We start from the raw sequence: 24,985 nt of genomic DNA on the forward strand, positions 1-24,985 counted from the left end.
CGCCCGCTGCCGCCATTGAGCGTGTCGACACCCTCCATGCCGCGCAGGCTGTCATTGCCGGCGCCGCCGGTGATGATGTTGTTGTCGACACTGCCGGTAAGCCCGTCATCAAAATCTGAGCCGATTAAATTCTCGATCGAGGTCAGAGTATCGCCTTGCGCGTGGCCGCCTGATTGCGTCGTCACACCCAGATTGACGTTCACCCCCGCGTTGCTCGAGACATAGCTTGCCGTATCCGAGCCGTTGCCGCCGTCGATCGCGTCGGCGCCGGCGCGGCCTTCGATGGTGTTGGCATTGCCGTCGCCGCGCAGATTGTCGGCGAGGTCCGAGCCGATCAGGTTCTCGATCGAGGTCAGCGTGTCGCCCTGGGCGTCGCCGCCGCTATGGACGCCCGTGAGGAGGTTCACGGTCACGGCCGCCGCGCTTGTCGCATAGCTCGCCGTGTCCGAGCCGCCGGCGCCGTCGATCACGTCGGCTCCGGCGCCGCCGGTCAGGACGTTATCCGCGCCATTTCCGGTGAGGCTGTCGACGAAAGCCGTGCCGATCAGGTTCTCGATGCTGACCAGCGTGTCGCCGGCGGCATCGCCGCCCGAGCCGACGCCGCTGGCGAGGTTGACCGTCACCGCCGCGCCCGAAGCCGAGTAGTCGGCCGTATCCGAGCCGGAGCCGCCGTTCAGCGTGTCGGCGCCGCCGAGGCCGATCAGCCTGTCATTGCCGATGCCGCCGGTGATGACGTTGGCAGCGCTGTTGCCGGTGCCGGTGAAGTTGCCGGTGCCGGTATAGCTCAGGTTCTCGAGCGCGGCCGCGAGCGTATAGGAGCCGAGGTTGGTGCGGACCTCGTCGACGCCTTCGCCTGCCGCTTCGACGATGGTGTCGGCACCGCTGTCGACGATGTAGACGTCGTCGCCTTCACCGCCGGTCAAACTGTCGTCGCCCGCCCCGCCATCGAGCCGGTCATTGCCGGCGCCGCCGATCAGAACGTCGTCGCCGCCGCCGCCATTCAGGATGTTGTTCTGGCTGTCGCCGGTCAGGCTGTCGTTGAAGTTCGAACCGGTGAGGTTCTCGATACTGATCAGCGTATCGCCCTGGGCGTCACCGCCGGTGTTGACGCCGGTCGCCAGGTTGACCGTGACGGCCGTCGCGCTCGTCGCATAGCTCGCGGTATCGTTGCCGCCGGCGCCATCGAGCGTGTCGGCGCCAGCACCGCCGATCAGCGTGTCGTTCCCCGCTCCGCCGACGATGATGTTGTCGAGCGCGTTGCCGGTGCCGGTGAAGTTGCCGCTGCCGGTATAGGTCAGGTTCTCGACATTGGCCGACAGGGTATAGGCGGCCACATTCGCACGGACCTCGTCGGTGCCTTCGCCCGCCAGCTCCGTCACGACGTCCGAACTGTTGTCGACGATGTAGAGATCGTCGCCGGCGCCACCGATGAGCGCGTCGGCTCCGCCTCCGCCGTCGAGCGTATCGTTGCCGGCACCACCCGTCAGGACGTTCGCCGAGCCATTGCCGCGCAGCGTGTCGGCGAAGGCCGAGCCGATCACGTTCTCGATCGCGGTCAGCGTATCGCCCTGGGCATCGCCGCCGGTGTTGAGATTGGTCGCGAGATCGACCGAGACGCCAGCGGCGCTTGCGGCATAGCTCGCCGTATCGGTGTTGGCGCCGCCATCGAGCGTATCGGCGCCCGCCCCGCCGATCAGCACGTCGTTGCCGCCGCCGCCGCTCAGCACATTGGCGGCGCCATCGCCGGTGAGCGTATCGGCGAAGTTCGAGCCAGTGACGTTCTCGATGCCGATCAGCGTGTCGCCGGCGGCGTGCCCGCCGGTGTTGACGCCGGTCGCCAGGTTGACCGTCACGGCCTGATTGCTGGTCGCATAGCTCGCCGTGTCGGAGCCTGAACCGCCGTCGAGCGTATCGGCGCCCGCGCCCCCGCTCAGCGTATCGTTGCCCGAGCCGCCAATGATCGTGTTGGCGCCGGCATTGCCGGTTCCGGTGAAGTTGCCGCTGCCGGTATAGGTCAGGTTCTCGACATTGGCCGACAGGGTATAGGTCGCCAGATTGGTGCGGACCTCATCCGTGCCTTCGTTCGCGAGCTCCGTCACGACGTCGGAGGCGTCGTCGACGATATAGAGGTCATTGCCGGCGCCGCCGATGAGCGTGTCGGCCCCGGCGCCGCCGTCGAGCGTATCGTTGCCGGCCCCACCCGTCAGGACGTTCGTGCCGGCATCGCCGGTCAGGCTGTCGTCGAAGGCCGAACCGGTGACGTTCTCGATGCTGATCAGCGTGTCGCCTTCGGCATCGCCGCCGGTGTTGACGCCCGTCGCGAGGTTGACCGTGACGGCCACTGCGCTCGCCGCATAGCTCGCGGTGTCGCTCCCGCCGCGGCCGTCGAGCGTGTCCGCTCCGCCGCCGCCGCTCAGCGTATCGTTGCCCGATCCGCCGATGATCGTGTTGGCGCCGGCATTGCCTGTGCCGGTGAAGTTGCCGCTGCCGGTATAGGTCAGGTTCTCGACGTTCGCGCCGAGGGTGTAGGCGCTCAGGCTGGTGCGGACCTCGTCCGTGCCTTCGCCCGCCAGCTCCGTCACGACGTCCGAACTGTTGTCGACGATGTAGAGATCGTCGCCGGCGCCACCGATGAGCGTGTCGGCTCCGCCTCCGCCATCGAGCGTATCGTTGCCCGATCCGCCGATGATCGTGTTGGCGTCGGCATTGCCGTTGCCGGTGAAGTTGCCGCCACCGGTATAGGTCAGGTTCTCGACATTGGCCGACAGGGTGTAGGTCGCCAGATTGGTGCGGACCTCGTCCGTGCCTTCACCCGCAGCCTCAACGACGGCATCCGACGCGCTGTCGACGATATAGAGGTCGTTGCCCGTGCCGCCGATCAGCGTGTCGTTGCCAGCCCCGCCATCGAGCGTGTCGGCGCCGGCGCCGCCTGTCAGGACGTTGGCGCCGGCATCGCCGGTCAGGCTGTCGTCAAAGGCCGAGCCGGTGACGTTCTCGATGCTGATCAGCGTGTCACCTTCGGCATCGCCGCCGGTATTGAGGCCCGTCGCGAGATTGACCGTGACGGCCGCCGCGCTGGCGGCATAGCTCGCGGTGTCGCTCCCACCGCGGCCGTCGAGCGTGTCCGCCCCGGCACCGCCGGTCAGGACATCGTCGCCACTGCCACCGACGATGACGTTGTTGGCGCTGTTGCCGGTGCCGGTGAAGTTGGCCGTCCCGGTATAGGTCAGGTTCTCGATATTGGCGCCGAGGGTGTAGGCGCTCAGGCTGGTGCGGACCTCATCCGCGCCTTCATCAGCCGCTTCGACAACCGCGTCGGCAGCACTGTCGACCACATAGACATCATCGCCCGTTCCGCCGATCAGCGTGTCGTCGCCAGCGCCGCCATCGAGCGTGTCGGCGCCGGCGCCGCCCGTCAGGACGTTCGTGCCGGCATCGCCGGTCAGGCTGTCGTCGAAGGCCGAACCGGTGACGTTCTCGATGCTGATCAACGTGTCGCCCTGGGCATCGCCGCCGGTGTTGACACCAGTCGCCAGGTTGACCGCGACGGCCGCCGCGCTGGTTGCATAGCTCGCGGTATCGTTCCCCTCACCGCCGTCGAGCGTGTCCGCCCCGGCGCCGCCGATCAGCGTATCGTTGCCCGCACCTGCGATGATGACGTTGTTGGCGTCGTTGCCTGTCGCGGTGAAGCTGCCCGCGCCGGTATAGCTCAGGTTTTCGACATTGGCCGCGAGCGTATAGGCGGCAAGGTTGGTGCGGACCTCATCGACGCCCTCAGCTGCTGCCTCGACGACGGTATCCGCGGCGCTGTCGACCACATAGATGTCGTTGCCGGTGCCGCCGATCAGTGTGTCGTCACCAGCGCCGCCATCGAGCAGGTCGGCCCCGTCATCGCCCGACAGGACATTGGCCTGTGCATTGCCGAAGATCTGATCATCGCCGCCCAAGCCCGAGACATCGGCGAACTCTTCATCGGCGAAAAGAATATCTGCCTGCTCAGTCCCGTACTTCGTAGCCATGATGTCGGTCTCCTCACAGGGGTTCGGCGGATTCGTAGTAAGAGTGTTTATATGTTGCCAAGTACGGCGAGTTTATACTTCGCCAAGAGCGAGATAATAATCATTTTAGGGAAAAATTAGCCGAAATAGCGCATAAGTTGTAGGAGACGGTAGTAGTTCTGATGGTGATGGCAATCTGCATTCGTCACATGGGGGGCATGCAGGAAGCGCGGCTGCGCGGTGAAAGGCCCGGCATTGCCGCGCAAGTGCCCCTGAAACGGGCTCGCCGCTCGACACCGCGAATCCGTCTCATCCGAAAGACGTAGGCAAAAGCTCGAGCGCTGACCGCTTCACGCCCGTCCGCCCCGGGGCTCATGCAAGCCACGGATGTGTGGCGCCCGGAGTTCAGCACGTCGCTGCAATGCTAGGTGCCTGCGGCCGGGTCGCCGGAAGCGGCGCGAAGACCCGCAATGTGATGTGTCGAGCGCGCCAGTCGCGTCATGAGTGTAGCCGAGAATTGATCGCCGATCCCGCCTGTAGCAATGCGAGGTCGATATTTCGGCAGGCGCTTCCGGATATAACCCTACGCTGGGTCGAATATTCGCTGATCCTTTTCAGCACTGGGCGCGCTGCACCAAGACTGCGAGGTCTACCTGCCAAGGCCACGTGCCCGGCAATACATTTTCTGTTGCAGTGCAATATTACGGCTGCGGCGTTGGAGCGCACCCCGTACGTGGATCCGTAGTATCGACCAAAGTGTTGTCTTGACGCCGGACTCCTAGAGTTTCACTATTCCAAACTAAGAGAATGGCGACATGCGCCCTCTGGGAGGTATGAGATGCTGAAAGAGCTATCACGCCGCCAATTTTTAGCAGGGGGAGGAGCCGGACTAGCTGGCTCGGCCATCGCTGCACTCGGCTTCGGCGGGCCGGAAGAGGCACTCGCCCAGGCAGTCCGCCCGTTCAAGCTGGCTCAGACCACCGAGACGCGGAACACCTGCCCGTACTGCTCCGTCGCCTGCGGCGTCATCATGTACAGCCTGGGCGACAAGTCCAAGAACGCCCATTCCGCCGTCGTCCATATCGAAGGCGATCCGGACCACCCGACCAATCGCGGCACGCTCTGCCCCAAGGGCGCGGCCTTGCTCGACTTCGTCCATTCCGAGACGCGCACCAAATTCCCGCAATACCGCGGCCCCGGCGAGCGTGAGTTCCGCCGCATCAGCTGGAACGAGGCGCTCGATCGCATCGCCCGATTGATGAAGGACGATCGCGACAAGAACTTCGTCGCGACCAACCAGGACGGGGTGACAGTCAACCGCTGGCTGACCACCGGTTTCCTGGCGGCCTCGGCCACGACCAACGAGACCGCCTTCCTGACCTACAAGGTGGTCCGAAGCCTCGGGGTCTTGGCGTTCGACAACCAGGCGCGCGTTTGACACGGACCGACGGTGGCCAGTCTGGCCCCAACATTCGGTCGCGGTGCGATGACCAACTCCTGGACGGACATCAAGAACACCGACCTCGTCGTCATCATGGGCGGCAACGCCGCTGAAGCGCATCCGTGCGGCTTCAAGTGGGTCACCGAGGCGAAAGCCCAGCGTGGCGCCAAGCTGATCGTCGTCGATCCGCGCTTCACGCGCTCGGCCGCCGTCGCCGATTTCTATGCGCCGATCCGGCAGGGCACCGACATCGCCTTCCTGCTCGGGGCGATGAAGTACTGCATCGATAACGACAAGATCCAGCACGACTATGTGCGCGCCTTCACCAACGCGCCCTATATCGTGAAGGAAGGCTTCGGCTATCAGGACGGTCTGTTCACCGGCTATGACGAGGCCAAGCGCGACTATGACCGCTCGAGCTGGGAGTACGAGCTCGGTCCGGACGGCTATGTCCAGGTCGACGAGACGCTGCAGCATCCGCGTTGCGTCTATCAGCTCCTGAAGCGGCACATCGCGGCCTATACGCCGGAGATGGTCGAGCGCATCTGCGGCACGCCCAAGGACAAGTTCCTGGCGATCTGCAAGATGATCTCGGAGACCTCTGCGCGCGACAAGGTCATGACCTCGATGTACGCGCTCGGCTGGACGCAGCATTCCAAGGGCTCGCAGAACATCCGCTCCATGGCGATGCTGCAGCTGCTGCTCGGCAATATCGGCGTGCGCGGCGGCGGCATGAACGCCTTGCGCGGCCACTCGAATATCCAGGGTCTCACCGATATCGGCCTGATGTCGAACCTGATCCCCGGATATCTGACGCTGGGGACCGACAAGGAGGTCGATTTCTCGACCTACATGTCGACGCGCGGCTTCAAGCCGCTGCGGCCGAACCAGATGAGCTACTGGCAGAACTACAGGAAGTTCATGGTGAGCTTCCTGAAGGCGATGTGGGGCAAGGCGGCGACGGCGGAGAACGACTTCGCCTATCAGTGGCTGCCCAAGCTCGACGTGCCCGGCTACGATATGCTGCGCTATTTCGACATGATGCATCAGGGCAAGGTCAACGGCTATTTCTGCCAGGGCTTCAACCCGCTGCTCTCGCTGTCGAACCGCGGCAAGGTCACGCAGGCGCTGTCGAAGCTGAAATTCCTGGTCTCGATGGACCCGCTGCAGACCGAGACGGCACGGTTCTGGAAGGACGAGGGCGTCCATAACGACGTCAAGCCCGAGAGCATCCGGACCGAGGTCTTCGAGCTGCCGACGACCTGCTTCGCCGAGGACGAGGGCTCGCTGGTCAATTCCGGCCGCTGGCTGCAATGGCATTGGCCGGGCCAGGAGCCTCCGGGCGAGGCGAAGACCGACACCTGGATCATGGCGCAGCTGTATCAGCGTCTGCGCGCGCTCTACCAGAAGGAGGGCGGAGCCTTCCCGGACCCGATCGTCAATCTCCACTGGGCCTATCGCGATCCGGACGATCCGCAGCCGGACGAGATGGCCAAGGAGCTGAACGGCTACGTCGTCTCGACCGTCAACGATCCGGTCGATCCGACCAAGATCGTGCTGGAGAAGGGCAAGCAGGTCGACACCTTCGGCCAGCTGCGCGACGACGGCTCGACCGCCTGCGGCTGCTGGATCTACGCCGGTTGCTGGACCGAGCGCGGCAACATGATGGCCCGGCGCGACACCAGCGACCCCGGCAACACCGGCGCCTATTCCAACTGGGCCTTCTCCTGGCCGGCCAACCGGCGCATCCTCTACAACCGCGCCTCGGCAGATATCGATGGCAAGCCCTGGGATCCCAAGCGCAAGCTGATCGAGTGGAACGGCACCAATTGGTCCGGCTACGACGTGCCGGACATCGCGCCGACCGCGAAACCGCGCGATGTCGGCCCGTTCATCATGAACCCGGAGGGCACGGCGCGGCTGTTCTCGCGCGGTATGATGAAGGACGGCCCCTTCCCGGCGCATTACGAGCCGTTCGAGAGCCCCGTCGTCAACGTCCTGGCTCCCAAGATCCGCGGCAACCCGGCCGCGCGCATCTTCAAGGACGATCTGGCGGCGCTCGGGACTTCGGACAAGTTCCCCTATGCGGCGACCTCCTATCGGCTCACCGAGCACTTCCATTTCTGGACGAAGCACGTCTGGGTCAATGCGGTGCTGCAGCCGGAGTTCTTCGTCGAGATCAGCGAGCAGCTCGCGAAGGAGAAGAACATCCAGCCCGGCGGCTGGGTCAAGGTCTCCTCGGCCCGCGGCGTGGTCCACGCCAAGGCGGTGGTGACGAAGCGCATCAAGCCGCTGATCTGCGACGGCAAGACCGTCCATGTCGTCGGCATCCCGCTCCACTGGGGCTTCACCGGTGCGGCCAGGAAGGGCTTCGGCCCCAACAGCCTCACCCCGTTCGTCGGCGACGCCAACATCGAGACGCCCGAATTCAAGGCGTTCCTGGTGAATGTCGAACCGAGCAACGGACCGGCGGTCAGCTAGGGAGGCGGTGATGGCAGGATTGCAAAGTCAGGACTTCGCCCGCATCTCGGCCACCAATTTCCGGCCGCCGGACATACGCCACGATTTTGAGGTGGCGAAGCTCATCGACGTCTCCAAATGCATCGGCTGCAAGGCCTGTCAGTCGGCTTGCCTCGAATGGAACAATCTGCGCGAGGAGGTCGGGATCAACCGGGGTGTCTATGACAACCCGCACGATCTGACGCCGAACACCTGGACGCTGATGCGGTTCACCGAATGGGAGAACCCGCAGAGCGGTAATCTCGAATGGCTGATCCGCAAGGACGGCTGCATGCATTGCGCCGATCCGGGCTGCCTCAAGGCCTGCCCTTCGCCCGGCGCCATCGTCCAGTACAACAACGGCATCGTCGATTTCGTCTCGGAGCACTGCATCGGCTGCGGCTACTGCGTGAAGGGCTGCCCCTTCAATATCCCGCGCATCAGCCAGGCCGACCACAAGGCCTACAAATGCACGCTCTGCTCCGACCGCGTCTCGGTCGGCCAGGCGCCGGCCTGCGCCAAGGCCTGCCCGACCGGCGCGATCGTGTTCGGCACCAAGCAGGCCATGCTGGACTACGCGCAAACCCGGCTCACCGACCTCAGATCGCGTGGCTTCAAGAACGCCGGCATCTACGATCCGCCCGGCGTCGGCGGGACCCATGTGATGTATGTGCTGCAACATGCCGATCAGCCGCAGCTCTACGCCGGCCTGCCGCAGAATCCGCGGATCAGCCAGGTCGTCGAGCTGTGGAAGGGGCTGACCAAATACGCCGGCATGGCGGCAGTCGGCTTTGCCGCCGCTTTCGCCTTCGTCCACGCCACCGTGGCCAGGCGCAACGACGTCAGCCGCGCGGAAGACCGCGAGGCCGAGCATCTGATCGACGAGGAGGCCGCCCGTGGCCGTCAGGCGTGAGGAAGAGCGCACGACCGTCGACCGCTATCCCGGCCGCGTGCGCGTCAATCACTGGGTTACCGCGATCTCGCTGATCCTGCTCGCGCTCAGCGGCGCAGCGCTGTTCCACCCCTCGCTGTTCTTTCTGAGCAGCTTCTTTGGCGGCGGCTCGAACACCCGCTGGCTCCATCCCTGGCTCGGCATCGTATTGCTGGCGAGCTTCACCATCCTGTTCATCCAGATGGTCCGGTACAATTTCTGGACCAAGGCCGATACGAAATGGATGGGGCATATCGGCGAGGTGATGTCCGGGCGTGAGGAGAATCTGCCCGAGATCGGCAAGTACAACGGCGCGCAGAAGATCATCTTCTGGCTGATGGCGCTGCTGATCATCGTCCTGTTCGTGAGCGGGATCGTGATCTGGTACGAGTATTTCGGCACCAGTTTCACCATCGAACAGCAGCGCTTCGGCCATATCGTCCATGCGCTGGCGGCGGTGGCGATGCTGCTCGTCGTGATCGTCCACATCTATGCCGGCTTCTACGTGCGCGGCACGATCAGTGCGATGACCGAAGGCAAGGTCACCGGCGGCTGGGCCTATCGCCATCATCGGCTCTGGCTGCGCGGCGAGGCGCGCGAAGGCGTGATCGACGAGCGCCAGACGCCGCCACGTCGGCATAACGCGCGCCCGGCAGAGTAGAGCAATGCCGAGGCGGCCAGGGCCGCCTCGGTCCCCGACGTGACCCGTGTGGTTCGGAAGGTCTGTGCCTGATGAGTGAAGATCAGGGCTTTGCGACATTCGAGGATGTCGGCATCGCCGAGCGTGACAAGCCGCCCTTCTTGCGCCTGCCCGAACCGCGATCGCTCTTCGGCCTGCGCGCGATGCGCTTCAATGCGCTCGCACCCGGTCATCAGCTCGAACCTTATCTTCGTTTCCTGGCCGCATTGTCGCAAGCGCAGGACAGGCTGGCGGGCGAGGTCGATATGCCTGCGCTGCCTTCGCTCGACGAGCAGCGCCGCCGCGCCGCCAATGCGATGCCGCCCGTGCCGCGCGAGGATCTGGCCGAGGATGAGACCGCTGCCGCTTGCTTCATGAAGCTGACCGCATTGATGAACGAGGTCGCGATGCCCGAGCTCGCGCGCGAAGCGCTCGGCCGCGTCAGGGCCATGGACGAGGAGGGCCGGCGCGTCATGTTCGCGGCCGTGCTCAGCGATGCGGTGCCCGCCGAGACCGTCGCCGACCATATCTTCGCGGCGGCGGCGCTTCAGGTCGCCGCGGCCAAGCGCACGGCCGGGCTCGATGCCCTGCTGCCGCAGCCGGTCGCCGACGGCGTCTGCCCTTGTTGCGGCGGCCCGCCGGTGACGAGCGCCATCGTCGCCACGGTGGACCTCGACGGCGTGCGCTATGTCCAGTGCTCGCTCTGCGCGGTGCAATGGAACCATGTCCGGGTGAAATGCGTCTCCTGCGGCTCGACCAAAGGCATCAACTACCAGGCGATCGAGGGCATCGCCGACACGATCAAGGCCGAGACCTGTGACGAGTGCAAAACCTATGTGAAGATCCTGAACCAGCGAAAGGATCCCGAGCTCGAGGCGGCGGCCGACGACGTCGCGAGCCTGGGGCTCGACATCCTCGTTTCCGAAGCCGGCTGGCGGCGCGCCGGCGTGAACCCGTTCCTGCTCGGTTATTGACCATTCTGTCTCCCGGAGGGAGCTGATGAACAGACCCGAACGCTTCCGCCCGCCATCGGTCGACGAGGTGCTGCGCAGCCCGCATTGCGAGCTGGCGATCGCCCGCCATGGCCGGCAGGCTGCGACGGGCGCCGTCCGGCAGGTGCTGGAGCGCCTACGCCGGGACGAAGGCGTGGCAGCCATCCCGGTCGAGGCCATCGCGGAACGGGCGCTGGCGAGCCTGGAGGACCGGGAGCGCCCGTCACAGCGCCCTGTCATCAACCTCACCGGTACCGTGCTGCACACCAATCTCGGCCGTGCGCTCCTGGCGGAAGAAGCCATCGAGGCCGTCGTCGCTGCGATGCGGGCTCCGACCAATCTCGAATACGAGATCGCCGCCGGTCAGCGCGGCGAGCGCGATGCGCATGTGCGCGACCTGATCCGCGAATTGACCGGGGCCGAGGATGCCGTCCTCGTCAACAACAACGCCTCGGCCGTGCTGCTCGTGCTCAACACCCTCGCCAGGGAGCGGGAGGCGATCGTCTCGCGCGGCGAATTGATCGAGATCGGCGGCGCCTTCCGCATGCCAGATATCATGGCGCGCGCCGGGGCGGTGCTGCGCGAGGTCGGCACCACTAACCGCACCCATCTGCGCGATTATGCCGAGGCGATCGGTCCGCAGACCGGGCTGCTGATGAAAGTTCACACCTCCAACTATCTGGTTCAGGGTTTCACCGCCGAGGTGTCGCCTGCCGAACTCGCCAAGCTCGGCCGCGACCACGGCATCCCCTTCGTCGACGATCTCGGCTCCGGCACGCTGGTCGATCTGGCGCGTTGGGGCCTGCGCCACGAGAAGACCGTGCAGGACGCGCTGAAGGGCGGCGCCGACCTCGTCACCTTCTCCGGCGACAAGCTGCTCGGTGGCCCGCAGGCCGGTATCGTCGCCGGCCGGAAGGACCTCGTCGCAAAGCTCGCCAAGAATCCGCTGAAGCGGGCGCTCAGGCTCGACAAGCTCAGGCTGGCAGCGCTCGAGGCGACCCTGAAGCTCTATCGCGATCCCGATAGGCTGGCGCAGCGCCTGCCGACATTGCGCCTGTTCACCCGCCCCGCCGCCGAGCTGCAGGCCTTGGCCGAGCAGCTGCTGCCGGTGCTCTCTAGCGCGGTGGGGCCGGGCTGGACGGTCGAGATCGTCGATTGCTCCAGCCAGATCGGTTCCGGCGCTCTGCCATTGGAGACGCTGCCGAGCGCGGGGCTGGCGCTGAAGCCTGCCGCCAAGGCGTCCGGCTCCGCAATCGAGGGGCTCGCTGCGGCTTTCCGTGCCTTGCCTCTGCCGGTGATCGGCCGCATTTTCCAGGGCGCGCTGTTGTTCGATCTGCGCTGCCTGGAGGACGAGGCCACCTTCACGAGCCAGCTGAGTCAGTTGAAGCCGCGAGCGGACCATGCGCTGGCTTGACCGCCTGCTCGGCAGGAACGAAGCGGCGCAGACCGATATCGGCACGGCGATGGCCACGGCGACCGCAGCGGTCGAGCGTGGCGACCATGGCGCCGCGCTGGCGATCTGGGGGCCGCTTGCCCATGCCGGTGTCGGGCGCGCCCAGAACAATATCGGCGCCTGCTTCGCCGAGGGGATCGGCGTTGAGCGCGATCCCGCCCTTGCCTTGCGCTGGCTCACACTGGCGGCGCAGAACGGCGACCCGGTCGGCCAGCGCAATCTCGCGACACTGCATTTCAAGGGCGAGGGCACCGAGCAGGACAATAGCGAGGCGATGCGGCTCTATCGCCTCGCCGCCGAGCAGGGCGATGCGGCCGCCCAGGACATGCTCTCCTGGATGCTGCTCGAAACCGGGCTGGAGGCCGATCGGCCCGAGGCGCTGCGCTGGGCGAAGGCGGCGGCCGAGGCCGGCGTCGCCACCAGCATGACCCGGCTCGGCATGATCCATCACGATGCGCTCGGCGTGGAGCGCGATGCCGGCTTGGCTGCGCATTGGTGGCGGCGCGGCTCCGAGGCCGGCGATGCCGACGCGATGGCTATGCTCGGCGCCGCTACGCTGCTGGGCCAGGGGCTCGAGAAGGATCCGACCCGCGCGCTCGCTCTGCTGCTCGAGGCCGAACGCAATGGCAGCCTGCTCGCCGCGCCCTTCGTCAAGGCCGCGCGCGCGGCCGTCTCCCCAGCGGAGGCCTAGGCGGTGATCATCGGTACGGCCGGCCATATCGACCACGGCAAGACCTCGCTGGTGCGGCGGTTGACCGGCGTCGATACCGACCGTTTGAAGGAGGAGAAGGAGCGCGGCATCACCATCGCGCTCGGCTTTGCCTACTGGCCCCAGCCGGATGGCCGTGTCGTCGGCTTCATCGACGTGCCCGGCCATGAGAAATTGGTCCACACCATGCTCGCGGGTGCCTCCGGCATCGACCTCCTGCTGCTGGTCGTCGCGGCCGATGACGGGGTGATGCCGCAGACGCGCGAGCATGTCGACATCGCTCGCCTGCTCGGGATCGGGCAGGCGGTGGTGGCTTTGACGAAGTCGGACCTGGTCGAGGGCGATCGCCTCGTCGAGGCGCAGGCAGAAATCGCGGCGCTGCTGGCCGGGACGCCTTTTGCCGAAGCGCTGATCCTGCCGGTTTCGACAGTCACGGGCGCCGGCGTCGATGCGCTCGCGCAGCTGTTGCGTGAGCTTGCCCGGACTGCGCAGATGCGCCGTAGCGATGGTGCCTTCCGGCTCGCCGTCGATCGCTGTTTCACCTTGCCCGGCGCCGGTACGGTCGTGACCGGCACGGTGCTGTCCGGCAAGGTCTCGGCAGGCGATAGCGTCACGGTCTCGCCCTCCGGCATCGCCGCACGCGTGCGCTCGATCCACGCCCAGAACCGCCCGGCCGAAAGCGGCGTCGCGGGCGATCGCTGCGCGCTCAATCTCGCCGGCCCCGATGTGTCGAAGGATGCGATCGGGCGCGGCGACATGATCGTGTCGCCGCTCCTGCACCTGCCGACGACACGGATCGATGCCGAGCTGACGGTCCTTGCCTCCGAGAAGAAGGCGCTCGCGATGTGGCAGCCGGTACGGCTGCATCATGGCTCGAGCGAAACCGGCGCCCGCATCGTCCTGCTCGGCAGCGAGATCGCCCCCGGCACGACCTCGCTGGTCCAGCTCGTCCTCGAGAGGCCGATCGCGGCTGCGGCGCTCGACCGCTTCGTGCTGCGCGACACCAGCGCCGCGCGGACGCTCGGCGGCGGCCGCTTCCTCGACCTGCGCGCGCCGGAGCGAAAGCGTCGCAGTCCGGAGCGCCAGGCGCAGCTCAACGCTCGCGCCAGGAGCGACCATGCCGAGGCGTTGCGCGACCTGCTCGAGGCGGCGCCGCATCACGTCGATCTCGATGCCTTCGCCCGCGACCGCTCGCTTGCCTCTGGACAAACCGAAGCGCTGGCCGCGCAGCTCGGGCTGGTGCGGATCGGTGCGACGGTGATGTTGCCGGCTATCTGGCAGCGCTTCTCCAGGGCGCTGGTCGAGGCGCTGAAGGCCTATCACGTCGAAAACCCCGACCAGCAGGGCATGGGGCTGGAGCGGCTTCGGCCTTCGCTCCAGCCCCGGCTGCCCGCCGCCTTGTTCCGCACGACTCTCGCGCAACTGGCGGCGGCCGGCGAGTTGGTCGTGATTGGTTCCTGGATCAGGCGACCCGAGCACGAGATCAGGCTGACGCCGGAGGACGAGGCGCTCTGGAGCAGCGTCGCGCCATTGATCGGTGGCGGCGAGCGCTTCCGGCCGCCGCGCGTGCGCGATATCGGCCAGATGCTCGGCCGCCGCGAGGACGACATTCGCCGCCTCTTCCGCCTCGCCGGCCGGCGCGGCGACGTGCACGAGGTCGCGCTTGACCACTTCTTCCTGCGCGCTACGGTTTCCGAAATGATCGGGATCGCGGCCGAACTCGCTGCCGCTGCTGCCGTCGGCTTCAACGCCGCGCAGTTCCGCGACAGGCTCGACAATGGCCGCAAGGTCGCGATCCAGATCCTGGAATTCTTCGATCGCCACGGTGTCACCATCCGCCGCGGCGATCTCAGGCGCATCAATCGGCAACGGCTCGATCTGTTCGGCCCGCAGCCGGATGCGCCAGCTGGAGGAGAAGCGTCCCCGGTGGGGCGTCCGGACTTCAAATCCGGGAGGGGCCGTCAAACGGTCTCTGGTGGGTTCGACTCCCATTCTCTTCCGCCAGTTCCCTGAGGGCGCCATGACGCAAACAAGAGCGCCCGCCCTCGACCTGATCGCGAGCTTCGAGCAGGCTGCCGAGGATGCGCGCCAGGCCGAGAACGCTTATCGCCGCGAGGCGGCGACGCGGATCGATGCACTGGCGCGCGAGCGGGCAAACGCGTTCCGCCGGCTCAACCTGGTGCGTACCGCCGCGGCTGCCATCGCCGATACCGGCGAGCCGGAAGCGGCAATGCCGCGTGCCCGTCTTGCCGTCGCTGATGCGCTCGGCTGGAGCGAGATCGGCCCGCGGCAGGCGCTGGTGCTCGACCGGCTCATGCCGGTGTTCGAGGTTATGCGGGGCGAGATGACTGAAGGCGTACCCGGCGACGCCTCGCAGGATGCCTTGCGCGCCTTCGAAGCCTGGTACCGCGCTGAGACGGGTACCGAGTTCTATGACCTGTTCGAGCGCCATATTCCGGATACGCCACGTGTCGACTTCTAGAGGGCTGGGCACCGATTTCGAACGCTGGCTCGCGAAGATGCTCCGCAAGGGCCCCTTCACCGCGCTGATCGTGCTCGTCAGGATCGCCGCGCCGAAGCTGGAGCCGTTGCGCTCGACCTTCGTCCATGTCGTCGGCGACGAGCTCGACTGGGGCGACATCGTCATGCTGCTGCGCGGCGCCGGCGTGAGCTGGGACGGCGCGGCCTTCTTCCCGACCCGCGAGGATGGCGGGCTGGTGCCCGACGAGCTCGCGCGCGTCCGGCTGCGTGAGCTCGGGGCGGCGCTGGATCAGGACCGGCTCGTGCTCAACAAGGGCGAGTTCTTCGACGTCTGGGGCCGCCGGCTGCAAGTGGCGGAGGCCTGACGACTATTCCGGCGACATCAGCCGCCGCTCGAAGTCAGGCCACGACCACGCGTGGCGGGCCGGCTTCGACCGTGCCGATGACCCGCGCCGACGGGTAGCCGGCTGCCTGGATACTCGCCAGCAGCATCTCCGCCCGCCCCGCCGCGCAGGAGACCAGCAATCCGCCCGAGGTCTGCGGATCGGTCAGGAGATGCCGTTGCCAGTCTGGAAGTCCAGCGGGCAGATCGACGCCCTCGCCATAGCTCGCCCAGTTGCGGTGCGAAGCGCCGGTGACGCGGCCTTCGCGCGCCAGCGTCTCGGCCTGGGACAGGAACGGGAGATCGGCAAGCCGCAGCTTCAGCGTCGCCTGCGAGCCGCGCGCCATTTCGAGTCCGTGGCCAAGAATGCCGAAGCCGGTCACGTCGGTGATCGCATGCACGTCGGCGTCCCTGGCGAGTTTGGTGCCGACACGGTTGAGCAGGGTCACGGACGAGATCATCTCGTCATAGGCCTCGGGCGACAATTGCTCCTTCTTGAAGGCGGCCGAATAGATGCCGACGCCGAGCGCCTTGGTCAGGATCAGCGCGTCGCCCGGCTTCGCTCCGCTGTTGCGGCGCAGATTCTGCGGCTTCAGCAGGCCGATCACCGCAAGGCCATAGATCGGCTCGGGCGCGTCGATCGAATGGCCGCCGGCGACGGGGATGCCCGCCTCGGCACAGATCGAGGCGCCGCCCTTCAGGATCTCGCGGGTCACCTCGATCGGCAGCTTGTCGAGCGGCATGCCGAGGATGGCGAGCGCCATGATTGGCGTGCCACCCATGGCATAGATGTCGGAGATCGCGTTGGTCGCGGCGATGCGGCCGAAATCATGGGGGTCGTCGACCATCGGCATGAAGAAATCCGTGGTCGCGACCACGCAGGTCTCGTCGTCGATCTGCCAGACGGCGGCGTCGTCGCCGGTTTCCGTGCCGACGAGGAGCTGGCGGTAGGGGCCGGCAGCCGGATGGTCGGCCAGCAATTGCTGCAGCACGGAGGGTGCGAGCTTGCAGCCGCAACCGCCGCCATGCGCCAGGCTGGTCAGGCGCGGCATTGCGGCGCGCGGCGGGGCTTCGAGCTCGATTGTGTCGCTCATCTCTTTGGTCTCCATCAAGCAGCGCTCTGGCGCGCCGATGCCAGCGAGCGCCAGGCGCCGGCCAGCTCCGCGATCGCGGTGTCGATATCCTCTGACGTACTGTCCCAGCCGAGCGAAAGCCTGACCGCGCCGAGCGCCGCCTCGCGCCCGAAACCGAGCGCGGTCAGGATGGCGGATGGCTCCTCGCTATCGGCATGGCAGGCTGAACCGACCGAAGCCTGGACCCCGGGACATGTCTCGAGGAGGCGCCGCCCGGACACGCCGGGGAACAGGACGTTCAGCGTGTTCGGCAGCCGGTGTTCTGGGTCGCCGACCAGCATCAGCCCGGGCACGGCCTCGCGCAGGCCGGTCAGCAGGCGCTGGCACAAGGCCGCAAGCGTAGTGCGCCGGTACTTCAGACGCTCGCCGGCCAGGGCGCAGGCAGCGCCGAGACCGACGATGTAGGGGACGTTCTCGGTGCCGGGCCGGATGCCGCGTTCCTGCCCGCCACCGACGAGCACAGGCCTGAGGACGACGCTCCGGCGCAGGAACAGCGCTCCGATGCCTTTCGGGGCATTGAGCTTGTGGCCGGCGATCGACAGGAGATCGACGCCGAGCTCACGCACATCGACAGGCAGCTTGCCGACCGCCTGCGCCGCATCGGTGTGGACCAGCGCGCCGGCGGAGCGGGCGAGGGCGGAGATGTCGGCGACCGGCTGCAAGGTGCCGATCTCGTTCTGCGCAAGGATGACCGTGACGAGCCCGGCACCCTGATTGATCGCCTTCGCCATGTCGGCAGTGCTGACGATGCCGTCGGGACCGGCAGTGACACGCCGGACGATGCGCCCGGCGGCCTCGTGCAAGCGGCAGCACTCCTCGGTTGCCGGATGCTCGATCGCGGTGGTGACGATGGCTCGGCCATCACCCGGGGCGAGCGAGCCTCGGATTGCGAGATTGTTCGCCTCCGTGCCGCCGCCGGTGAACAGGATTTCGTCCGGCTCCGCGCCGATCAGCCCGGCAACCTCGGCCCGCGCGCGCTCGACCGCCGCATGCGCCTGGCGACCGAGCGCATGGCTGGACGATGGATTGCCGAAGGCGCCGATCAGGAACGGCATCATCGCCGCGAGGACCTCGGGCGCGACCGGCGTCGTGGCGTTGTAGTCGAGATAGACTGGCCGCATCGCAAGTCCTCGCAAGAACGGGGCGAAGGTATCGCCTTCGCCCCGACATCGCACTCAGGCTGTCCGTTCGGCCGATCTGATGGCGTACCGGAACGTGTCGGGATCGAGGCAGTCGAGCAGCGCTCCGGCGACCTCCGCCTGCGGATACATCAGGAAGCCGACCTTGTGCTTCGAGCCCGGCAGGATGAGGTCGTGCGCGACATTGTAGCCGAGCCAGTTGCCTTCCCAGGCGCCGAACAACACCTGCCGCGCCGCGATGACCTTGGGATTGTCGACCGCGTTGTTGCCGGGCGGCTCCTCCAGCACGACCTTGCGGACATCGGCCGGGTCGGTCGCGACCCAGCCATGGCCGTCGAGCCAGATCTCGGCCCGGCAATGCTGCGCCTTGGTGATGACGTCCGAACCGGTCCCGAGGCTCTTGTAGCCGAACTTCGAGGGCGCGACGCGGATGCCGTAGATGTCGCGAGCCGGGATGCCGACGCTGCGGACCAGAGCGACATAGAGCGCGTTGAGGTCGGCACATTTGCCGCCGAGATTGCCGGTGCGCAGCATCGAGGCGACATCGCCGGTGCCGCAGCCGCGGGTCCTGGCGTCGCGAAAGGTGTTGGCGACGACCCATTCGTAGATTGCCCGCGCCCGGTCGAGATCGCTCGCCTTGCCGGCAGCTGCCTTTTCCGCCGTCTCCCTGACGATGCCGTCGGTCGGCATCAGCTCGGTCGCCTCCAGATAGAGTTTGCGGTCGGCGGCGCTTAGGGCCGGGACGGCGCTCTTGGTACCGAGGTCCTCGGCCCGGTCGCGCAGGGAGAAGCTGCTCCGGACCTCGACGCTTGGCGCCGTCTCACCATCCTTGAAGACGACATGCAGCAGCTCGGCGCCGTATTTCGGATCACGCACCACCTCGACCGAGACCGCATTGGTTTCCCAGCTGTTCTTGCCGGGCTTGATCCATTCGCCTTCGCGCAGCGACGGCAGCGGAATCCAAGCCTGGGTCTTCCCCTTTGCCGACAGGTCGAGACGGGTCGCCACCTCGAAGTCGCGCCAGGCGCCAGGCCTCGGCGCGAAGGGCGTATCCTGTGCGGCAGCGAGGCGCGGGACGGACAACGCCGCCACAGCGGCGGCAGTGGTCTTCAACATGTCGCGACGGCTGATCATTGCGATGTCTCCTCTCCCCGTTGCTTGCTTCTCGATTGTGTGGACGGCAAAGCCGCGAGCGCTGCCGCAACCGCCGGGCTCGTCCAGTCGAGCGGTTCTTCGGTCTTCAGCGCGGGCTTGAGATCCCGGTCGAGCACGAAGCTCGTCGGCAGGCTCTCGACCTTCCAGGCCTTCATCGTGGCGCGGTCGCGATCCAGCAGGATCGGAAAGGAGACCGGGCGGTCGCGGAAAAAACTGCGCACGCGTGCGTCGACCTCGCCGACATTGACCGCGAGGATGGCCGGGGAGCTCGTTCCCCTGACGGCGAGCGCATTCAGCGACGCCATCTCCTCGATGCAGGGCGCGCACCATGTCGCGAAGAAATGGACGATGACGGGGCTGCTGCGAAGCTCGGCCAGAGCAATGCCGGGGCCGTCGAGCTGGTCGAGCGCAAGCACCGGCGCCGTCTCGATACCCCAGGGCTTGAATTCACTGGCTGCGCCGGGTGCGCTGGCGACAAGAAGCCAGGAGGCGACCAGCAGCATGCGCTGGAACAGCCCCGGACTGGAACTCGGTCGATGAGCGCCCCGAAACTCGGGAGCCATGTCGGCAAGCACGGCACATCTTGTCGGGAGTACCCGGTAGACGTCAATTTCTACTTTTGGCACGCAAACGCCAAGGCGGCGCGGGCGTAGCGCGCCTGCTCAAGGCGTGAATCTCGACGCGGGCTTCCAGGCCGGGCGCGATCTGCAGCCGCGCCTTGGCGATCCTGCCTTCGGCCTGGGCTAGCCCGGCGATGAACTGGCCTCTCGGGCCTTCGAGGCTGACAGCCTAGCGCTTGATCGCCGGGCAGGCGCTCTGGGCGAGCGGGCGGAAGGCCTGGTCGCCGGGGATGGTGGCGACGAGGTCATAGAGGTCCCATTCGCCCTTCGATTCCGCCGCCTTCTTGACCTGGAAGACGTAGAAGTCGTGCACCATGCGCCCGTCCTCGCGCAGCTTGGCGTTGCGCACGACCTCGTCCTCGATCGGGAGCTCGCGCATCTTGGCGATCACCGTCTTGGCCTCGTCCGACTTCGCTGCGACGACCGCCTTGAGATAGTGCCGCACCGAGGAATAGACGCCGGCCTGGATCGCCGAGGGCACCGCGCCATGCGCCGCCTTGAAGCGCTCGGAGAAGGCGCGGGTGCGCTCGTCGATATTCCAGTAGAAGCCCTCGGTCAGGATCGTGCCTTGCGCCGAGGCGAGGCCGACGCTCTTCACGTCCATCGCGGTCAGGAAGAAGGCGACCAGCTTCTGCTTGTCCTGGCCGATGCCGAAATCGCGAGCGGTCTTGATCCCGGCGACGGTGTCGCCGCCGGCATTGGCGAGTGCGATCAGATCGGCGCCGGAGCCTTGCGCGGTCAGGAGCTGCGAGGAGAGCTCGACCGCCGGGAAGGCGTGCCGGACCGAGCCTGAGTAGACACCGCCCTTGGCGGTGACGAGGGTCTTGGCGTCGGCCTCGAGCTGATGGCCGAGTGCATAGTCGGCAGTGACCAGATACCATTTGGTGCCGGGCTTGGTCAGGTGGTTGGCGATCCCGGCGACCTGGACATAGGTGTCCCACATCCACTGGACGATATGGTCGGGCTGGCAGGCGTCGCCGGTCAGGCGGGCCGTGCCGCCGGGGAAGAGGCCGACCCGGTTCTTGTCCTTCAGCAGCGGCGGGATGGCGAGTTGCAGCGAAGCGTTCGACATGTCGGCGAGGACGTCGACGCCCTGCCGGTCGATCCATTCGCGCGCGATCGCCGAGCCGACATCGGCCTTGTTCTGGTGGTCGGCCGAGACGACCTCGATCTTCATGCCCGCGCATTCGGCCTTGAGGCAGTCCTCGACCGCCATGCGGGCGGCGGTGATCGAACCCTTGCCGGTGATGTCGGAATAGACGCCGGACATGTCGGTCAACACGCCGATCTTGACGGCGCCGTCCGAGATCTCGGCTGCAGCCGGTAGAGTGCCGAGCAATGCGGTGGCGATGGCGAGCGTCGAGGCCAGACCCTTCATGTGAATTCCTCCCTTGATTGTCGTTCGTCGTTGCTAGCGGTCGTGCCAGTGCGCCATCGGCAGGCCGGCGACCGGTGATCTGAAACTGGGGATGCGGCTGCCGCGCAGGCTGCCGATATGGGCCGTGCGCAGATCGATCCCGCCGAATGTGATGCTGGCGAACCAGGGGGCGATCGTGCCGCCGCAGGCGAGCATCAATTCGGGCGTCACCTCGTCGCGGGCGAAGGCGGCCATCAACGCTTTGCCGGCTTCGCTACCGCGGTCGTCGTCGAGCAGGATGCAAAGCTCGCCCTCGGGCGTGATCGCGAAGACCCGGTCGAGCATCACATGCGTGCCCCAGAGATTGCCATGGGCGTCGAAGGCGATGCCGTCGATGAAGGCGCCATGGTCGCTCGGGCCGAAGGTCTCGCGATCGGTCAGGCTGCCATCGGGCTGGACCCGTAGCCGCGTCACCCGGCAGGCGCAGGTCTCGGCGACGTAGAGCCATTCTTCCTTGGCATCGAGCCGGATCTCGTTGGTGAAGGCGAATCCATCCGCGACGATGCGCAGGCGGCCGCCATCATAGAGCGCGACATAGCCGTCGCGGACATTGGGGCTCATCGCCCGCATCCAGTTTGTCGTCCGCGTCGAGATCGTCAGCCAGATCCGGTCCCTGCTGTCGCGCAGCACGAAATTGACCTTGCCGATCGCCTGCCCGTCGATCGTATCGACCAGCACGCGCGTCTCGCCCGAGCGCGTCATCAGCTCCAGCCGGTCGGTGCCGAAATTCGAGATGAGGACATCGCCATTGCGGGCGAAGGCGAGGCCGTTCGGCAAGGTGCCGGAGACGAAGCGCGCTTCCTCGTCGGCCGCTTCGGCGAAGCCGCGGCTTGCCGTCTGCGTGATCAGCTGCTGCGTGCCATCCAGCCTGATGTGGACGACGCCGCCGCGCGCATCGGCGCTCCAGAGCGAGCCGTCGCGCTCGGCGAGGATGCATTCCGGCCGCTGCAGGCCCTCGCCGACGTAAGTGATGGCGGCCGGATCGATGGTGAAGCCGTCGAGCGGGTTGGGACGAGGCGACATCAGAAGTTCACGCGGTCGCCGCCCTTGAGGCCGAGCGTCGCGCGGGCCTCCTCGGGCGTCGCGATCTCGTAGCCGAGCTCCTCGACGATACGGCGGATCTTGGCGACCTGCTCGGCATTGGAGGTCGCGAGCTTGCCCCGGCCGATGAACAGGCTGTCCTCCAGACCGACCCGGACATTGCCGCCCAGCATCGCGGCTTGCGTGCAGAAGGCCATCTGATGGCGCCCGGCCGCGAGCACCGACCAGTGATAATCCCGACCGAAGAGCTTGTCGGCGGTGCGCTTCATGAACATCAGATTGTCGAGATCGGCGCCGATGCCGCCGAGGATGCCGAAGATCAGTTGCAGGAAGACCGGCGGCCGGAACCAGCCGCGATCGAGGCAATGGGCGAGATTGTAGAGGTGGCCGACATCGTAGCATTCATGCTCGAACTTGGTGCCGTGCCCCTCGCCGAGCAGCTTGTAGATGCGCTCGATGTCGCCGAAGGTGTTGCGGAAGATGAAGTCCTTGGTGTTGGCGAGGTAAGGCTGCTCCCAGGGATGCTTCCAGTCGCTGTACTTCTCCGCCAGCGGATGCAGCGCAAAATTCATCGAGCCCATGTTGAGCGAGCACATCTCCGGCGCGGCCTTGAGCGGCGCGGCGAGGCGCTCCTCGACGGTCATGGTCAGGCCGCCGCCGGTGGTGATGTTCACGACGGCATCGGTCGCCTGCTTGATCCGCGGCAGGAATTCCATGAACACGGCCGGGTCCGGCGTGGGGCGGCCGTCCCTGGGGTCACGCGCGTGCAGATGCAGGATCGCCGCGCCGGCCTCCGCCGCCGCGATCGCCTGGCTGGCGATCTCGTCGGGGGTGATCGGGAGGTGGTCCGACATGGTCGGCGTATGGATGCCGCCGGTGACGGCGCAGGTGATGATGACCTTGCTCATCGCAGTCTCCTTCGTCGTTCCGATCAGGCCGGCAGGATCGCCACGGCGCGGGTCCAGCCGGCCGAGCCGTTGCGGACCTTCACCGGCAGGCAGCTGATGGTGAAGCCGGTCGCCGGCAGTGCTTCGAGATTGTGCAGCTTCTCGATCTGGCAGTAGCCGGCCTCGCGCCCGGCCTTGTGGCCTTCCCAGATCAAAGAGGCGTCGCCGGTTTCGGCAAAGCGGCGGGCGGTGTGGCTGAACGGCGCGTCCCAGCTCCAGCCATCGGTGCCGACCACCTTGATGCCCTGCCGGACCAGATGCAGCGTCGCCTCGCGGCCGAAGCCGCAGCCGGAATCGACATAATCGGCCTCGCCATAGCGTGAGCCGGCCCGCGTATTGGCGACGACGATCTCCAGCGGGCTGAGCTTGTGGCCGATGCGCGCGAGCTCGGCGTCGATCTCGGCGGGGCTGACGACATGGCCGTCGGGCAGATGGCGGAAATCCAGCTTCACGCCCGGCCGCAGGAACCAGTCGAGTGGGCACTCGTCGATCCGGAGCGCCGGCGCCCCGCCATCCTGCGTCGGGTGATAGTGCCAGGGCGCATCGACATGGGTGCCGTTATGGGTCGAGATCGTCGCGAGCTCGACCGCCCAGCCCATGCCGTCCGGCAGCTGCTCGGGCTTGAGGCCCGGAAAGGCCGCAGCGATGTCCGTCGCTGTCGCCTGATGCGTGCGATAGTCGATTCTGACCTTCTGGAAGGGCGGATCGGCAGGAACGTCGTTCTCGAGCGGAATCGACAGATCGACGAGGCGGCCTGGCAGCATGCCGGTATGTCCTCCCTTGAGGATGTGTTCTCTGCGGTTCGAATTTGGACGAACGTCCGACCTATAGCAGGACGTCATGTTTCTGGTAAGAGGGGAATCGCTGGATTCTGGAGGGGCCTGATGTCCGCGATGCCGACGCGCGACCGCATTCTCGACGCTGCCGAGCGGCTCTTTGCCGAGCGCGGCGGCGCCGACGGCGCCTCGATGCGTGACCTCGCAGCTGCTGCCGGGGTGCGTCTCTCGCAGCTCAGCTACCATTTCGGTTCGAAGGAGGCGCTCTATCGCGCCGTCTTCGCTCGCCGGGCCCATGCCCTGGCGCTGGCGCGTGCCCAGGCGCTCGGCGAGGCCATGGCCCGGCCGGCCCTCGACGTCCGCGAGATCGTCGCTGCCCTAATTGGCCCCTCAGTTCGCCAGCGCTTCAGCGAAGGGGTGCAGGGCGCGGCGTTCGCCATGATGACCGCCCGCGAGGCCGTCGACCCGCGCGAAGCCGCGCGCGGCGTCGTGTCCGAGCATTTCGATCCGACCGCACGGCAGTTCGTCGCTGCGCTGGGCAAGGTCTATCCGCAAGCGCCGGAGGGCGCGTTGGTCGACGCCTATCTCTTCATGGTCGGGGCTCTCGTTACGACGATGGCTGCCGGCGACCGTGCCATGCGGCTCGACCAGCAGCGCGAGTCCGTCCCGGTGGCCGAGAATGCCGAACAATTGCTGCAGCGCCTGACCAGCTTCTGTGCCGCCGGCATCGACGGCCTGCTGCGGAGCCGCTGAGCCGGCCAATTCAGGCGGATAAGGGAAAGTGGATCAGATCATGCGCCGCGAGATCATCGAAGTCCCCGTCATCTCCGAGGCGATCCGCCGGCTCGGTGCGCCGACCTCGGCGCTGGCCCGCGTTGGCGACCTGCTCTTCACCTGCGGCATGCCGCCGATCGACGTTACGACCGGCGAGATCGTCAGCGGCGATATCGAGACCCAGACCCGCGCCGTCATGGAAGCACTTGCCGTGACCCTGCGCCATGGCGGCTCCTCGCTCGATGCGGTCGTCAAAGCGACTATTTTCGTCACCGATCCCGCGCTGATGGCCGGCGTCAATGCGATCTACAGGAGCTATTTCAGCGACGGCTTCCCGGCGCGGACCAGCGCCGCGATCCGGCCCTGGCCATTGCCCTTCGACATCGAGATCGAATGCGTCGCCGCGATCGGCTGACGC

General features: G+C 66.7%; 19 protein-coding genes, 1 tRNA gene and 1 pseudogene. 12 read left to right on the forward strand and 9 right to left on the reverse strand.

Annotated features, from left to right (window positions below):
• On the reverse strand, positions 1-4,019 hold a 4,019-nt coding region (locus ACWIGM_RS27220), incomplete at its 3' end, for a beta strand repeat-containing protein (protein ID WP_454029103.1).
• 817 nt (positions 4,020-4,836) lie between these two features.
• On the opposite strand from ACWIGM_RS27220, the gene fdnG reads away from it, so the two are divergent.
• The 10 genes and pseudogenes from fdnG to ACWIGM_RS27270 all read left to right on the forward strand — a co-directional run bounded on the left by fdnG (position 4,837) and on the right by ACWIGM_RS27270 (position 15,548).
• On the forward strand, positions 4,837-7,920 hold the full coding sequence (gene fdnG, locus ACWIGM_RS27225) for a formate dehydrogenase-N subunit alpha (RefSeq protein WP_454029104.1): 3,084 nt from the start codon (positions 4,837-4,839) through the stop codon (positions 7,918-7,920).
• A gap of 10 nt (positions 7,921-7,930) precedes the next feature.
• The gene (fdxH, locus tag ACWIGM_RS27230; protein ID WP_454029105.1) at positions 7,931-8,851 is read left to right on the forward strand and encodes a formate dehydrogenase subunit beta; all 921 of its coding nucleotides are present in this window, start codon (positions 7,931-7,933) and stop codon (positions 8,849-8,851) included.
• A complete protein-coding gene (locus ACWIGM_RS27235; protein ID WP_454029106.1) occupies positions 8,835-9,530 on the forward strand; it encodes a formate dehydrogenase subunit gamma in 696 nt (231 codons plus the stop codon). The genes fdxH and ACWIGM_RS27235 overlap by 17 nt, the downstream gene beginning before the upstream one ends.
• Before the next feature lie 71 nt (positions 9,531-9,601).
• Positions 9,602-10,522 carry a formate dehydrogenase accessory protein FdhE gene (fdhE, locus tag ACWIGM_RS27240; RefSeq protein ID WP_454029107.1) on the forward strand — a complete coding sequence of 307 codons (921 nt, stop codon included), beginning with the start codon at positions 9,602-9,604 and terminating at the stop codon, positions 10,520-10,522.
• A gap of 25 nt (positions 10,523-10,547) precedes the next feature.
• The gene (selA, locus tag ACWIGM_RS27245; protein ID WP_454029108.1) at positions 10,548-11,954 is read left to right on the forward strand and encodes an L-seryl-tRNA(Sec) selenium transferase; all 1,407 of its coding nucleotides are present in this window, start codon (positions 10,548-10,550) and stop codon (positions 11,952-11,954) included.
• A gap of 49 nt (positions 11,955-12,003) precedes the next feature.
• Positions 12,004-12,684 (forward strand): tetratricopeptide repeat protein, encoded by a 681-nt coding sequence (locus ACWIGM_RS27250; RefSeq protein ID WP_454029411.1) that lies wholly within the window; start codon positions 12,004-12,006, stop codon positions 12,682-12,684.
• Positions 12,685-12,735: 51 nt separating this feature from the next.
• Positions 12,736-14,505 (forward strand): annotated as a pseudogene (selB, locus tag ACWIGM_RS27255) (selenocysteine-specific translation elongation factor); the annotation flags it as partial.
• 105 nt (positions 14,506-14,610) lie between these two features.
• A tRNA-Sec gene (locus ACWIGM_RS27260) sits at positions 14,611-14,706 on the forward strand.
• A gap of 16 nt (positions 14,707-14,722) precedes the next feature.
• Entirely contained in the window at positions 14,723-15,184 is a 462-nt protein-coding gene (locus ACWIGM_RS27265; protein WP_454029109.1) for a hypothetical protein, read from the forward strand.
• A complete protein-coding gene (locus tag ACWIGM_RS27270) occupies positions 15,171-15,548 on the forward strand; it encodes a hypothetical protein (RefSeq protein WP_454029110.1) in 378 nt (125 codons plus the stop codon). Before ACWIGM_RS27265 ends, ACWIGM_RS27270 begins: the two co-directional genes overlap by 14 nt.
• 34 nt (positions 15,549-15,582) lie before the next feature.
• Here ACWIGM_RS27270 and selD read toward each other — a convergent pair whose 3' ends face one another.
• From selD to ACWIGM_RS27310, 8 genes are all read right to left on the reverse strand, one after another.
• On the reverse strand, positions 15,583-16,659 hold the full coding sequence (gene selD / locus ACWIGM_RS27275; RefSeq protein WP_454029111.1) for a selenide, water dikinase SelD: 1,077 nt from the start codon (positions 16,657-16,659) through the stop codon (positions 15,583-15,585).
• Between the two features lie 14 nt (positions 16,660-16,673).
• Positions 16,674-17,819 (reverse strand): cysteine desulfurase family protein, encoded by a 1,146-nt coding sequence (locus ACWIGM_RS27280; protein WP_454029112.1) that lies wholly within the window; start codon positions 17,817-17,819, stop codon positions 16,674-16,676.
• A 54-nt stretch (positions 17,820-17,873) separates the two neighbouring features.
• Positions 17,874-18,968, reverse strand: a complete 1,095-nt coding sequence (locus tag ACWIGM_RS27285; protein ID WP_454029412.1) for a transglutaminase-like domain-containing protein — start codon at positions 18,966-18,968, stop codon at positions 17,874-17,876.
• Complete coding sequence (locus ACWIGM_RS27290) at positions 18,968-19,495, reverse strand: TlpA disulfide reductase family protein (RefSeq protein ID WP_454029113.1); 528 nt, start codon at positions 19,493-19,495, stop codon at positions 18,968-18,970. The genes ACWIGM_RS27285 and ACWIGM_RS27290 overlap by 1 nt, the downstream gene beginning before the upstream one ends.
• Before the next feature lie 286 nt (positions 19,496-19,781).
• A complete protein-coding gene (locus ACWIGM_RS27295; RefSeq protein WP_454029114.1) occupies positions 19,782-20,990 on the reverse strand; it encodes an ABC transporter substrate-binding protein in 1,209 nt (402 codons plus the stop codon).
• A gap of 33 nt (positions 20,991-21,023) precedes the next feature.
• On the reverse strand, positions 21,024-22,052 hold the full coding sequence (locus ACWIGM_RS27300) for an SMP-30/gluconolactonase/LRE family protein (protein ID WP_454029115.1): 1,029 nt from the start codon (positions 22,050-22,052) through the stop codon (positions 21,024-21,026).
• Positions 22,052-22,978, reverse strand: coding sequence for a 3,5-dioxohexanoate:acetyl-CoA acetone transferase (kce, locus tag ACWIGM_RS27305; protein WP_454029116.1), 927 nt, complete (start codon positions 22,976-22,978; stop codon positions 22,052-22,054). Before kce ends, ACWIGM_RS27300 begins: the two co-directional genes overlap by 1 nt.
• 23 nt (positions 22,979-23,001) lie before the next feature.
• Positions 23,002-23,778: a cyclase family protein gene (locus ACWIGM_RS27310; RefSeq protein WP_454029413.1), complete on the reverse strand. Its 777-nt coding sequence runs from the start codon at positions 23,776-23,778 to the stop codon at positions 23,002-23,004.
• A 123-nt stretch (positions 23,779-23,901) separates the two neighbouring features.
• Between ACWIGM_RS27310 and ACWIGM_RS27315 the strand changes: the two genes are divergently transcribed.
• Both ACWIGM_RS27315 and ACWIGM_RS27320 read left to right on the forward strand, forming a co-directional pair.
• A complete protein-coding gene (locus tag ACWIGM_RS27315) occupies positions 23,902-24,546 on the forward strand; it encodes a TetR/AcrR family transcriptional regulator (RefSeq protein ID WP_454029117.1) in 645 nt (214 codons plus the stop codon).
• Positions 24,547-24,586: 40 nt separating this feature from the next.
• Complete coding sequence (locus ACWIGM_RS27320) at positions 24,587-24,982, forward strand: RidA family protein (protein WP_454029414.1); 396 nt, start codon at positions 24,587-24,589, stop codon at positions 24,980-24,982.
• Positions 24,983-24,985 lie beyond the last annotated feature (3 nt).

The organism is Allobosea sp. NPDC055332 (assembly GCF_053645455.1).

What these genes read in the sequence shown, in the direction of transcription:
- fdxH (WP_454029105.1), top strand. Translation starts at nt 7,931, where the DNA reads ATGGCAGGATTGCAAAGTCAGGACTTCGCCCGCATCTCGGCCACCAAT.
- fdhE (WP_454029107.1), top strand. Translation starts at nt 9,602, where the DNA reads ATGAGTGAAGATCAGGGCTTTGCGACATTCGAGGATGTCGGCATCGCC.
- selA (WP_454029108.1), top strand. Translation starts at nt 10,548, where the DNA reads ATGAACAGACCCGAACGCTTCCGCCCGCCATCGGTCGACGAGGTGCTG.
- ACWIGM_RS27250 (WP_454029411.1), top strand. Translation starts at nt 12,004, where the DNA reads ATGGCCACGGCGACCGCAGCGGTCGAGCGTGGCGACCATGGCGCCGCG.
- ACWIGM_RS27265 (WP_454029109.1), top strand. Translation starts at nt 14,723, where the DNA reads ATGACGCAAACAAGAGCGCCCGCCCTCGACCTGATCGCGAGCTTCGAG.
- selD (WP_454029111.1), bottom strand. Translation starts at nt 16,659, where the DNA reads ATGAGCGACACAATCGAGCTCGAAGCCCCGCCGCGCGCCGCAATGCCG.
- ACWIGM_RS27280 (WP_454029112.1), bottom strand. Translation starts at nt 17,819, where the DNA reads ATGCGGCCAGTCTATCTCGACTACAACGCCACGACGCCGGTCGCGCCC.
- ACWIGM_RS27290 (WP_454029113.1), bottom strand. Translation starts at nt 19,495, where the DNA reads ATGCTGCTGGTCGCCTCCTGGCTTCTTGTCGCCAGCGCACCCGGCGCA.
- ACWIGM_RS27295 (WP_454029114.1), bottom strand. Translation starts at nt 20,990, where the DNA reads ATGAAGGGTCTGGCCTCGACGCTCGCCATCGCCACCGCATTGCTCGGC.
- ACWIGM_RS27300 (WP_454029115.1), bottom strand. Translation starts at nt 22,052, where the DNA reads ATGTCGCCTCGTCCCAACCCGCTCGACGGCTTCACCATCGATCCGGCC.
- kce (WP_454029116.1), bottom strand. Translation starts at nt 22,978, where the DNA reads ATGAGCAAGGTCATCATCACCTGCGCCGTCACCGGCGGCATCCATACG.
- ACWIGM_RS27315 (WP_454029117.1), top strand. Translation starts at nt 23,902, where the DNA reads ATGTCCGCGATGCCGACGCGCGACCGCATTCTCGACGCTGCCGAGCGG.
- ACWIGM_RS27320 (WP_454029414.1), top strand. Translation starts at nt 24,587, where the DNA reads ATGCGCCGCGAGATCATCGAAGTCCCCGTCATCTCCGAGGCGATCCGC.